This window comes from Alteromonas sp. G5_S2_22_S1, from assembly GCF_054968525.1.
In genome coordinates this window covers 121,985-134,072 of record NZ_JBQKUJ010000002.1, presented here as the reverse complement: position 1 = coordinate 134,072, position 12,088 = coordinate 121,985, and the positions used below count along the sequence as shown (strand labels likewise).

The following is a 12,088-nucleotide window of genomic DNA, read 5'->3' as shown; positions in this document are numbered from 1 at the left end:
CCTAGCGGTTTAATACATTAACCGGCGACTGGTCGCGAACGCGAAGCGTACCTTCGGTTATCACTTCGTCCCCTGCGCTTAAGCCACTTACTATTTGTACCAGGCCGGGACGGCGCTCCCCTATTTCGACTTCGGTTTGGTGCGCTACATCGTCCTTTACTACATAAACGAATTGCTTGTCTTGAACGGGTACCAGTGCTTTTTCTGGCAGTACCAAGGTATTTAACACCCGCTTTTTTACTACTACGGTTAACAACATGCCAGGGCGCAAGCGCTTATCTTGGTTATCTAGCGTCGCCCTAACTCGAATAGAGCGGCTAATAGGGTCAAGTCGTGTATCGATATTCGTGATCTTTCCCGAAAAGCTTTCACCGGGGTAGGCTACCGACGAAGCGGTGATCGTCTGCCCTTTTGCCACACTAGCCAAGTGGTTTTCAGACACACTAAAGTCGACCTTTATTACGCTAATATCATCTAAAGAAGTGATGGTATTGCCTGGCTGCACCAGTGAGCCAACACTGATCTCGCGGTTACCTAACAGCCCACTAAACGGCGCGCGAATTTGCAAATCATTAAGCTGAGCCTGCGCGATATCTAGTTGTGCTTCAAGCGCTTTCACGCGGGCCTGTTGCTCATCGAGTAATTGTTCGGAAGTGGCGTTAGACTGGCGCAAGTCCGCTATACGGGTGAACTGACGTTTAGCCTCTTCAATGTTTGCTTTTAACTCTTCGACTCGAGCGCGCTCCTCGGTATTGTTAAGCTGAACCAGCAGCGCTCCTTTTTTCACTTCATCGCCATCTTCAAAATGAAGTGCCTTTACTGTATCGGTAACTTGAGCAGTGATATTGACCGACTCATTGGCAATTGCTGTGCCTAGCGATTCGATGGTAATAGGAAATGCCTGAGAGGAAACCATCGCGGTATTGACTGGCGTAGCCCTAGGACCACCTTTATTCGCACTCTGCTCTTCGGGCATATTCAAGTACACCACTATACCAGCAAGCAAAACCACACCAATTAACAAGGGCGATAAAGAAAATCGTGAAGACATAACCTTTCCTATAGGTAAAAAGTACCCACTGAATATCCGTGTTCGGTACGGGATCAATGGGTGTACGAGCACACTATAATGGCTTATTAACGCGGCGGCTTATTAGACATAGTAAGCACAGCCTAACCTTACATTGGTGTACTGCGTCATTATTGTTTTATTTTAATTTTGTTTTTGCGTAGAGTCTGTCTCTAATGTTGCATTACTTATACAACTTTCATTAACAGCCTTAGAGTATTTTACCCAATTCGATGCCTATCTTATTTCGCTTATCAGCTATATTCGCTGTTTTAACGCTTTTCGCATGCACTCACCCATCGCCTGATCCGCCCATATGTCGTGTTTCAAATTCTCTAGTGCAGGTGCAACAGAATATAGGCCAGCAAGCACAGGCTTCTCCTATCGCTGCCGCATGTCTAATTAAAGCCAACTCAAAAGTATTGCTGGTTGAACATCGGTTATCAGGGAAATTTGATTTTCCCGGTGGTGGGCGTGGTGAAGGGGAATCCCTCGCCTGTACCCCACACAGAGAAACATGGGAAGAAACGGGCTTTAACGTTGAAGTATCCCAATACCTGTTAACAACCAAAAATGGGTTAGTTTTATTTGGGTGCCAATTAGATGCCGGCCTAGAGAGCTTACCAGACAAGTTTGAAGCACCTCGTTGGGCGCAAGTAGAAATTACGGGGTTAGCAAAAATAGACCCCTTTGTTATTGACCAAAACGCCATGCGCTTTGCGGATGATCTTATTCCCTTGCGCGATGGCTATACCCAATTCGTTATAAACCAGCCCTGACAAACCATTGTTCATTGCGATGGGTATTGGTAAATTGTCTCCACACAAAAAATAGGAGAGATGGCTTGTTTTCACTGCCAACCTTAAGCCTTAAAGGCAAAGTATCAGATAAAGAGTGGCAAACTCGTGTAGACCTCGCCGCCTGCTACCGCCTAGTGGCAGATATGCGTTGGGGCGACCTTATTTACACCCATATCTCAGCTAAAGTGCCAGGTACCGACCATTACTTGGTGAATGCATTTGGCCTAACCTTTGACGAAGTTACTGCGTCTAATTTAGTTAAAGTCGATTTAGCAGGCAATATTCTGGATGACACGCCTTACGGCATTAACCCAGCGGGCTTCACTATTCACAGCGCCATCCATGAAGTGCGCCACGACGCTCAATGTGTAATTCACTTACACACGTTAGCGACTATCTCAGTGGCATCTGTGAAAGGAGGGTTAAAGCCCTGGAGTCAATACTCTATGTTCTCTTTGCCTTCGCTGTCTTATCACAGTTACGAGGGGCTGGCGGTTGACGATAGCGAGAAAAAGCGCCTGCAGGATGACTTAGGCGATACGAATCACATGCTTCTGCCCAATCATGGCGGATTAACATTAGGCCCAAGTGTTGGTGATGCATTTATGCGCTTTTACGATTTACAGCGAGCCTGTGAAATTCAGCTAGCCTTGATGCAGTCTAACGAAGAGGTCATAGAAATACCGCAAACCATCATTGATGGCATTTACGCGCAGGCTAATGTGGTTCACAGCGGCGAAACCGGCGGACAAAAAGCGTGGCCTGCCATGTTGCGCAAAGCCTACAAGTTAGATCCGAGCTTTTGCGAATAAACGCCGCTCGCTTGTCGGAACACCCATAGCTGCGCCACGCCGCGCCAACTAATTTTCAACCGGAATTGTTTTAATACTATGAAAGTCACCAAAGTAGAAATATTTGATATTGAATGCCCTAAACGCCCACAGTGGAACCCTGTTTTCGTACGGGTTTACACCGATGAAGGTATAACTGGCGTAGGCGAAGCAGGTCTTGCTTACGATTGGGGGCACAGTGCAGCCGCCCATATGATTAAAGAGATTGCCGAGGCGATGCTCATTGGCTTTAATCCGTTCCATACCGAGCTATTGTGGTCGAGAATGCTTCGCGAAGGCTTTTGGGGGCTTGGAGGCGGCCCGGTGATTTACGCGGCGATGAGTGCTATCGACACGGCACTTTGGGATATTAAAGGTAAAGCGCTAGGGCTCCCTGTGTATGAATTACTAGGTGGTAAAACAAACGGAAAACTGCGTAGTTACGCCAGCCAGCTTCAGTTCGATTGGGATAAAGAAGTCACTAAGCTTAACGACCCTGCTGACTACGCTCGCGCGACGGAAAAAGCGCTTAAAGACGGCTATGACGCTGTTAAAGTAGACCCTATCGTTTATGACAAAGACGGCAATACCCATTTCGATAGAACCAAGCTATTTACAAAACCTGAGCTGAGACTATTTAAAGCAAGGCTTCAGGCTATAAGAGACACCATGGGCGAAGATGGCGACATTATTTTTGAATGCCACAGCTTGTTAGGCGCATCCACCGCTATTCAGCTGGGTGACATTGTTGAAGAAATTGGCTGCCTATATTACGAAGAGCCCGTGAACTACCTTAACTCGAAGCTTCACGACAAAGTGGCGAAAAACGTGAACGTGCCTATCGCTGGCGGTGAGCGCTTGTATCATCGCTGGGATGTACGCCCTTACCTTGAAGACCAGTCTATTGATGTGCTTCAGCCGGATGTTGGTTTATGCGGCGGTTTCACCGAAGCGAAAAAAGTGTGTGACTATGCGGATATTTATGATGTCCGTGTCCAGGCTCACGTGTGTGGCGGGCCGGTAGCTACGGCCGCAAGCCTTCATTTAGAAACGGCAATTCCAAACTTCTTAATTCACGAACACCACACTTACGCGATTAAAGACTGGAACCGAGAGTTATGTATTCAAGACCCTCAGCCAGTAAACGGTTTTATAGAGGCGCCTGACACACCGGGAATTGGTATCGACCTTAATGACGAGGTAGTTTATCGCTCGCCTTACATGACGGTAACCGCACTGAAATAAGTGTTACCTTTAATAGCTAAGCGAGGCCGTACCATTGCTTAGCGTTTAATGAAAATAGCGCCGCCTTTTGATGTTCACAAAGCGGCGCTGTCATATTAAGAAAGCCTTGCCACAGTGCTTCATAGGGCATGCGCCACTGACAAAGTGGATAGTTGCTTGCAAACATTAACTGCGCCACGCCTACCGTATTAACTAGCGAATTAAAAAGAGGTTGGGCACGCCGCCACTGCCAGTTGCGGTTTTGCATTTCTAGCCCAGAGAACTTAAATATTACCTGCTTGGTTTCACTTAAGTGGTGAATATTCTGCTGCCAATGCTTAAATGCCAAGCTATTGAGTTCAACAGGCGCCACTGCGCTATGGTTAATGGCTACCCGTAACCTAGGGTAGGTTTCAAGTATGGCAAGTAGCGCTTTTACAGCGCCCCTACCGGCCAAGTTAAACTGAGCTTCAAAGCTTAACCCTTGGGCAGCCATATACCCTAACCCCCACTTTACCTTTGGTGAGGTCAAAAGCGCGTGGGCGTTTTCGTCTAATATATGGCGAAGGCCGCAAACCGAACCGTAGTTTTTCAACGTATCAATGAGGCTGCCAGCGCGCATAGAGGTTAAATCTATACTCGCAATAGAACGAAAAGGCAGTGAGCAATGGCGCATTAGAAAATCGATTTCTCGCCAAGGGCGTTCGTTGTCAAACCCCGCTTCAATGTGAACAAACCCTGTAAGCTTGCCCTTTGAAGCGCGACGTAAATGATGCTCGTAAGTGCTTTTTGCGATGACATCTTTATCTGGCCAAAACGGCGGGTTGTTCGGCTTTAACCAGTGGTAATCGCCTTCTTGTAAACCAAATAAATGAACATGTGGGTCAATCCAAGAATGTGTTGCAGCGCTCACGTTTACCTTACCTCTTGTTAGTTATTATTGCGCTGTGTAGCCGCCATCGACCGCGTACAAACTTCCTGTAATAAACGACGCTTTATCACTACACAAGAAATAGGTGAGCTCGGCCACATCTTCTGGCTGACCTAAGCGACCGATGGGCTGCGCAGCGGCTTCTTCTGCCACCACCTCGTTTTTATCAGCGCCAGAGCGTGATACATAGTTATCGATAGCATTGTGAAAAAGGGGCGTTTCAATTGTGCCGGGGCAAACCGCGTTCGCTCGAATATTAAAGCTCGCATAATCCAGTGCTGTAGTTTTAGCTATCGACGCGAGTGCTGACTTTGTTAACCCATAGGCAAATGAATTACGCTTTCCAACAAAAGATTGATCGGACCCCATTACCACAATGGCACCGTTTCGCTGGTCTTTCATGGTAGGTAAACAAGACTTAATAGCGGCGTAGGCGCCTTTCACATTAAGATTGAGTACCTTATCAAGCAAGGCTTCGTCAGTATCTTCGATAGTGGCAGAAACGTGCATTCCCGCATTGCACACTAGTGCGTCAATACGCTTATACGTTATCAAGACCTCGGCAATTGCCGCTTCCACGTTGCTAACCACGCTTACGTCGCAGGGCTTCCACGTTGTGTTAGGTAGCGCGTGTTCAAAGTCTCTGATATCAAGATTAATCACCTGGTAGCCATTTTCACTAAAAAGCTTACATACCGCATGCCCTATCCCCAAGCTTCCGCCTGTTACAATACACACAGGACGTGTGGCGTGTTTATACGTTCCATTATCAGTGCTCTCAACCGCGCTTGAAGTTACATCTTGTGATGACATGTCGTTGTGTACCACGCTCTTTTTGTTGCATTTAATAAAGTTCGCCTAAGCATGCCAGTGCCAATTAGAAATGCAAGCTAACTTAGCGCAAGCACGTATGCCCTCTTTATTCTCCCTGACACCTCTTACATTCACTGCTACAAACATAATACAAATTTATTATTAACTTTCCTTTAACGGGCTATTCCGACTACGCTTTTTGTGACTATAATAGGCAAAATTAAAACACTTGTTTGAAAAAGGAGTCATCCATGCCTCTGTACCATGCCCCAACAACTGATTTTCAGTTTTTATTAAAAGATTGGCTTGGACTTGATGCCCACTACCAAAAGCTTGGCATAGCCGATTTTGATAGCGAATTGGCGAATGAAATTATTGCTCAAGGTGCCAAGTTTGCATTAGATGTAGTTGCCCCTTTAAACCGTGAAGGCGATGAAGAAGGCTGTAAGTTAGAAGACGGGAAAGTAACCACGCCAAAAGGCTTCGCTGATGCCTATCAAGAATACGTAGCCAATGGCTGGAACGCCATGCTAGGGGTAGCCGAGTATGATGGCCAAGACCTACCTTACACGATGGCTGTGCCTGTTCACGAAATGCTAAATGCAGCAAACCTAAGCTGGCGTTTAACCACCATGCTTACAGAAAGCGCTACCCTTGCGGTAACCAAGCATGCTAGCAAAGAACTTAAAGATATTTATCTTGCCAAACTGATTAGCGGTGAATGGACAGGTACCATGAACCTTACCGAGCCTCATGCGGGAACCGATCTCAGTTTACTTAGTACCAAAGCTGAGCCACAAGGCGACGGCAGCTATATGATCACGGGTAACAAGATATTTATCACGGCTGGAGACCAAGACTGGAGCTCGAACGTTATTCACCTTGTGCTTGCCCGCCTTCCCGATGCGCCCAAAGGGGTAAAAGGAATAAGTCTTTTCTTAGTACCTAAGTTCCTGCCAGATGCGAACAATGAACCAGGTGAAGCAAACACCCTGTCCGTGGGCAGTATTGAACACAAAATGGGAATTAAAGCGAGCCCTACTTGCGTGATGAATTTTGACGGCGCTAAAGGTTACTTGGTGGGTGAAGAAAACCAAGGTCTAGCCTGTATGTTCACCATGATGAATGACGCGCGCTTCCAAGTGGGCCTTCAAGGTTTAGGGGCTGCAGAAGCGTCTTACCAGGGTGCCCTGACTTATGCACGTGAACGTGTGCAGTCTCGCGCGCCTCAAGGTATTCAAAATCCAGACGGCAAAGCTGACCCTATTGTCTTTCAACCTGACGTAGCTCGAATGCTGCTTACTCAAAAGTCTCTGATAGAAGGCTGCCGCGCCCTTTCGCTTTTTTATGCGAAGTTTATGGACGTTGAGAAGCTCGGTGAAGGGCAAGAAAAAGAAGATGCAGAGAAGATTCTGCAATTCTTAACGCCAATCTGTAAAGCCTTTATGACCGATATGGGCCTTGAAACCACAAGCTTAGGTGTTCAAGTGTTCGGTGGCCACGGCTTTATTCGCGAGTGGGGAATGGAGCAGCTTATGCGTGATGTGCGCATTGCTATGCTTTATGAAGGAACTAACGGCATTCAAGCGCTTGACCTAATAGGCCGAAAGCTAACCCGCGACGGTGGTCAAATGATGGAAGCGACCTATAAGGCATTCTCTGCTTTAGTTGGCGATATACAAGACAGCGAAGCGAAAAATCTTGCGCAAGGCATCCTTGATGATTGGCGCGCCTCTTCTGCTGATTGCTTAGGTATGGATGCGACTACGGCAGCTTCAGCAGCCTGCGATTATCTAGCTTACAGCGCGTATTCACTCATTGGCGTACTTTGGTACAGTATGGCTGACAAAGCTCAGCATGTCGGCAATGCAGTGCTCGCGGCATCGAAGATGAAAACTCGTGATTTCTACGTGGAGAGAATTCTTGTACGTCGCGATGCTCACAAAGCCGCATATAAAGCAGGCCCAGAAAGTACCCTCGCCGTTTCAGGTAATGAGTTTGATTACCTTTAAAATATAACAGCTAAGCTCGGCTTATCTACTTCTGATAAGCCGAAGGCACAAAAAAGGTCACTTCATTGAAGTGACCTTTTTTATTGCCTTAAGTCTCTGCTTGCAATATGCTCTGCAGCTGCCCTAATTCGTTGCGGCAACTTGCGTAGAAAAAGTATCGGAAAACCAGTCATTCAACATGGCTTTCTCATAAGATAAGGACTCTGTTCGGTTGCGACGAATATTCGACTCCATAAAATCCATATCTTTAAGCTTCACATCTTTTGCACTTAAAATCACCTTGCCATCTTCGCTGGCTAACGTGTAGCTAAAGGTCATGCGCGGTATATCGATGCGTTTGATAATGCGAACGTCGCTTCCCGCACCTGAGCCAAAGCCGACAAACTGGCTCGGCCATACCTGTCCGGCAAGGTCTACATTAGTCACTGTCATAGAGAGCACTTGTGATTCCGGTAAGCTACTCGCTAGCTCTGCAATATGGGACTCAAGCTCTTCTAACGTGCGTTCGCGAAAACGTTTGCGCGATTCATTGGTTGGCCTTACATCGCTGTAAGATTCAGGCTCTTCCCACGTAATGTTGACTTCCGCTGCCTGGGAGGGAGCAAGAGCCGCTAGTAAACCTACTGCTGCGGCGCAACTCAAACAAGAAAAAGTACGTAGTTTATTCACTTTTATGCTCCTAAATTCAGTCGATTCGACCATAAGTTAGCAAGCTTTAAAAATAGTTTGTCCGAACTATAATCGCCCTGCGCACTACACACCTACAGAGTTAAACTTAGGTTAGTTTTGCTTGGCGACCTGCATAACCGGTGACTGCTTGATGATTAGGCAAAGTTGAGCGCGTTTAGTTCCCGTAAAATTTGGGTTTATGTCGTCATTTTCACAATAGGTAAGGTAGAAGCGCTTCACACTGGCACTGCTAACCGTTATTTGCTTCACGTAGGTTTGCTGATAGGGCTTCAGCGGGCTTAACTCAATATTAATTTTATCCTGCAGGCTTCCTAACTCTTTGCGTTCTGGCAAGGTAGAAAAAGCCACAAGCCAATCTGACACTGAGTGTTGGATATCCTCAAAGTGGTACTGAACAAACGGGGATCGCAGTACCAAAACCAGAACGATTATTTCAGCCGCGATAATAAAGAACCTTAACATAACTTCCCAGTTAACGTTGACGCACGTTTTAAACAAATAGCTTCAAGTTACACACAACTTAAAAACAGATCACCTAACTTCTTTTTGCCAAATTCCATTTTAGAGTAAGTCTAATGTACATGATTTAGACAGTATTTGACCATAATATTGTCGCCGATATTAATGGCTTACGGGTTTATCTGTAAATACGACAATCTATACTCATGTATAGTAGTACGCATCTAGAACGATTTTCACGAGCTGTATAAAAGTGTTTACGCTTAAACGAGAAATCAACGCGTTACGCTATGTCATTCGTGAAATTTCTAAACTTTCAGTATTGACTGAAAGTCCTAAAAGTTAGATCATACGCCCCATTATTGATCTATATTAAATACGATGTTGAGATCGCAGTTATACTGCGCAGGCAGTTCGCTACATCTACATAAGGTTAAGCTATGAATGAAAAAATACCGGTAAAGACCGTTACGCCGGTAAAAGTGCATAAGCCGAAAGGTGGTGCAGAGGGTAAGCGCCATGATTCACGCAGCCGTATTTATGTGCGCGCCGTTCAGGGGCCTCTTGAAACCTTCAGACGTTTCTTTGGCCTTTTCTTTTTGGCCTTGTTTGCCGTTATTCCATGGATTCAATACAACGGCCACCAGGCGGTTCTACTAGATATTGGTGAGCAGCGGTTTACTATTTTCTCGCTTACTTTATGGCCTCAAGACCTTACTTTATTAGCCTATATATTCATTGTTTCGGCCTTTGCACTTTTCTTTGTGACAACCTTTGCAGGGCGAGTGTGGTGTGGCTTTATGTGCCCACAAACCACGTGGGTTTATATCTACACGTGGTTTGAAGAGAAATTCGAAGGCCCACGCAATAAGCGCATAGCGCTTGATGCGCGTAAAATGGACGTAGATAAATTTCTAAGGAAAACAGCCAAACACACAGCGTGGGTATTAGTTGCCTTGCTTACTGCCTTAACTTTTGTGGGTTACTTTACCCCCATTGGTGCCTTATTTATTGACTTTGCTACCTTTGACACAAGCTTTTGGGCGGGCTTTTCGGTTATTTTCTTTGCAGTCTGTACCTATGGTAACGCGGGTTATATGCGAGAAATCATGTGTACTCATATCTGCCCTTATGCCCGCTTCCAGTCAGCCATGTTCGACAAAGATACCTTCACTGTATCTTACGACGCAAATCGAGGTGAGCAGCGCGGGCCGCGCCCCCGGAAACTTAGTCACGAGCAGGTAAAAGAGAAAGGCTTAGGCGATTGCATTGATTGCAACCTGTGCGTACAAGTGTGCCCCACTGGCATTGATATTCGTAACGGCCTTCAATACGAGTGCATTAACTGTGGTGCCTGTGTCGATGCCTGTAACGGCGTTATGGATAAAATGGGTTACCCCAAAGGCCTGATTAGTTTTACGTCAGAAGAAGAACTGGCCGGCGGTAAAACGCACGTTTTACGCCCTAAGCTGATTGGCTATTTTGTAGTGCTTATCGTTATGACAGGCTTACTATTTGCCAACATTTGGACGCGAAGCCCCACCGAGGTGGACATTATTCGCGACAGAAACTCGCTATACCGTGAAACCAATGAAGGCCTGATAGAAAACGTATATACCATTAAGGTTTTAAATAAAACTCAGCAAACCCAAACCTACACTATTGCAGTGAAAGGGCTACCTGATTACGAATACATAGGTGAGCAAACGGTTACGGTTGTCGGTGGTGCGGTTTACAGCACACCGATTTCAGTTGCAACCGACGCCTATAATCTGGAAGATACGGTTACCGATATTTTTATCAGTGTAACCACCACAATTGATGGAGAAACGGTTACGGTTGATGAACCAACGAAGTTCCTTTATCGATGACAGATTTTTCTTTCTCTGGGCTTAGCCCAGATACCATATTAGATGCCCTGGAAAGCCAGGGCATTTTTCTTCAAAGCGGCTTGTTAGCGCTTAACAGCTATGAAAACCGGGTTTACCAATTTCTTGCCGAAGATGGCAAGCGTTACGTTGCCAAGTTCTATCGCCCAGGCCGCTGGAGCGACACTCAAATCAGCGAAGAGCATGAGTTTGCTCAAGAACTTATAGAGAATGAAATTCCCTTGGCCGCGCCTATTGCCATAAACGGCAGTACGTTGCACCATCACAAAGTAGGTGAGACCGACTACCGCTTTGCGCTGTTTCCCTCTGTTGGCGGCAGACAATTTGAAAATGATAACCTTGACCAACTCGAGTGGATGGGCCGCTTTATAGGTCGCATTCATCGTGTCGCTCATTCCAAAGCATTTACTTCTCGCCCTTCCATTGATGTTGAAAGCTATCTCAACGAGCCAAAACAAGTGCTCGAGCAAAGTACTTTGCTACCTGATCATTTAAAAACCGCATTTTTTGCCATATTAAATCCCGTCATTTCTGCCACCAAAGAAGCGTATAAGCCCACCACTTCCATTCGCTTACACGGCGACTGTCACCCGGGTAATATTTTATGGCGAGACGGCCCGACATTTGTCGATCTTGACGACTGTCGTATGGGCCCAGCCATTCAGGATTTATGGATGATGCTAAGCGGCGACCGTCAACAGCAGCTTTTGCAGCTTGATACCTTAGTTGAAGCTTACGAGGAGTTTCACACCTTCGACACGTCGCAACTTCCGCTTATCGAGCCCCTTCGCGCCATGCGTATGGTGCACTATATGGCGTGGCTATCAAGACGCTGGGAAGACCCTGCGTTCCCCCGTGCGTTCCCTTGGTTTGCAGAAGATAAATATTGGGAAGGACAAATTCTTGCATTAAAAGAGCAGCTATCTGCGCTTCAAGAGCCTTCATTAAAATTGGGCTATTAGCCCATTTAACACGTGCTTTTTCACTACGCCTTTTCGCAGTGTATTAAAGACAACGAAAAGGCGTAAGGTATAAAAAACTGTATTCGCTATCAATTTTTAACTTCTATATAATCGCCCACGCGTAGGTGCCCTTGTTTATCAACCGATGACGACGATAACTAGGGTTAAACGGGAAATCAGTGGAAAACTGATGCTGCCCCCGCAACGGTAAACTCAACGCTATGTCGTTTTCTTTTCATACGCCACTGTCTTTTGTAAGTGAGCGCGCTTTTGCGCTAGTAAACACTATTAGATGGGAAGGCAAAAGAGCTATCACTTTAAATGTGACGGTGAGTAAGCCCGGATACCGGCCTGTGCCTCACGGTGTCGTTTGCTTGTAGCCTCAAAATTAGCAAATAGAACGCTTCCC

General features: G+C 46.2%; 11 protein-coding genes and 1 riboswitch. Of the genes, 6 read left to right on the top strand and 5 right to left on the bottom strand.

What is annotated here, in order from left to right:
- Position 1: 1 nt before the first annotated feature.
- The gene (locus ACTRWF_RS02805) at positions 2 to 1,051 is read right to left on the bottom strand and encodes an efflux RND transporter periplasmic adaptor subunit (protein WP_462835101.1); all 1,050 of its coding nucleotides are present in this window, start codon (positions 1,049 to 1,051) and stop codon (positions 2 to 4) included.
- Positions 1,052 to 1,413: 362 nt separating this feature from the next.
- Here ACTRWF_RS02805 and ACTRWF_RS02800 point away from each other — a divergent pair, with 362 nt between their 5' ends.
- The 3 genes from ACTRWF_RS02800 (at position 1,414) to ACTRWF_RS02790 (ending at position 3,944) form a co-directional block, all read left to right on the top strand.
- The gene (locus ACTRWF_RS02800; protein ID WP_462835100.1) at positions 1,414 to 1,848 is read left to right on the top strand and encodes an NUDIX domain-containing protein; all 435 of its coding nucleotides are present in this window, start codon (positions 1,414 to 1,416) and stop codon (positions 1,846 to 1,848) included.
- 65 nt (positions 1,849 to 1,913) lie between these two features.
- Positions 1,914 to 2,681, top strand: a complete 768-nt coding sequence (locus ACTRWF_RS02795; protein WP_012518232.1) for a class II aldolase/adducin family protein — start codon at positions 1,914 to 1,916, stop codon at positions 2,679 to 2,681.
- A 78-nt stretch (positions 2,682 to 2,759) separates the two neighbouring features.
- On the top strand, positions 2,760 to 3,944 hold the full coding sequence (locus tag ACTRWF_RS02790) for a mandelate racemase/muconate lactonizing enzyme family protein (protein ID WP_278385181.1): 1,185 nt from the start codon (positions 2,760 to 2,762) through the stop codon (positions 3,942 to 3,944).
- Between the two features lie 16 nt (positions 3,945 to 3,960).
- On the opposite strand, the gene ACTRWF_RS02785 is transcribed toward ACTRWF_RS02790, so the two are convergent.
- Both ACTRWF_RS02785 and ACTRWF_RS02780 read right to left on the bottom strand, forming a co-directional pair.
- A complete protein-coding gene (locus ACTRWF_RS02785) occupies positions 3,961 to 4,836 on the bottom strand; it encodes an amidohydrolase family protein (protein WP_015066212.1) in 876 nt (291 codons plus the stop codon).
- 24 nt (positions 4,837 to 4,860) lie between these two features.
- The gene (locus tag ACTRWF_RS02780) at positions 4,861 to 5,667 is read right to left on the bottom strand and encodes an SDR family NAD(P)-dependent oxidoreductase (RefSeq protein ID WP_015066211.1); all 807 of its coding nucleotides are present in this window, start codon (positions 5,665 to 5,667) and stop codon (positions 4,861 to 4,863) included.
- A 251-nt stretch (positions 5,668 to 5,918) separates the two neighbouring features.
- Here ACTRWF_RS02780 and ACTRWF_RS02775 point away from each other — a divergent pair, with 251 nt between their 5' ends.
- Positions 5,919 to 7,679 (top strand): acyl-CoA dehydrogenase family protein, encoded by a 1,761-nt coding sequence (locus ACTRWF_RS02775; RefSeq protein ID WP_278385180.1) that lies wholly within the window; start codon positions 5,919 to 5,921, stop codon positions 7,677 to 7,679.
- A 123-nt stretch (positions 7,680 to 7,802) separates the two neighbouring features.
- Here the strand turns inward: ACTRWF_RS02775 and ACTRWF_RS02770 are convergent, their stop codons facing one another.
- Both ACTRWF_RS02770 and ACTRWF_RS02765 read right to left on the bottom strand, forming a co-directional pair.
- A complete protein-coding gene (locus ACTRWF_RS02770) occupies positions 7,803 to 8,348 on the bottom strand; it encodes a DUF3016 domain-containing protein (protein WP_012518237.1) in 546 nt (181 codons plus the stop codon).
- Between the two features lie 111 nt (positions 8,349 to 8,459).
- Positions 8,460 to 8,831: a hypothetical protein gene (locus ACTRWF_RS02765; protein WP_462835099.1), complete on the bottom strand. Its 372-nt coding sequence runs from the start codon at positions 8,829 to 8,831 to the stop codon at positions 8,460 to 8,462.
- Between the two features lie 437 nt (positions 8,832 to 9,268).
- On the opposite strand from ACTRWF_RS02765, the gene ccoG reads away from it, so the two are divergent.
- Both ccoG and ACTRWF_RS02755 read left to right on the top strand, forming a co-directional pair.
- Complete coding sequence (gene ccoG / locus ACTRWF_RS02760) at positions 9,269 to 10,699, top strand: cytochrome c oxidase accessory protein CcoG (protein WP_278385179.1); 1,431 nt, start codon at positions 9,269 to 9,271, stop codon at positions 10,697 to 10,699.
- Positions 10,696 to 11,679: a serine/threonine protein kinase gene (locus ACTRWF_RS02755; protein WP_015066208.1), complete on the top strand. Its 984-nt coding sequence runs from the start codon at positions 10,696 to 10,698 to the stop codon at positions 11,677 to 11,679. The genes ccoG and ACTRWF_RS02755 overlap by 4 nt, the downstream gene beginning before the upstream one ends.
- A gap of 106 nt (positions 11,680 to 11,785) precedes the next feature.
- Positions 11,786 to 12,048: riboswitch (cobalamin riboswitch) on the top strand.
- Positions 12,049 to 12,088: the final 40 nt, after the last annotated feature.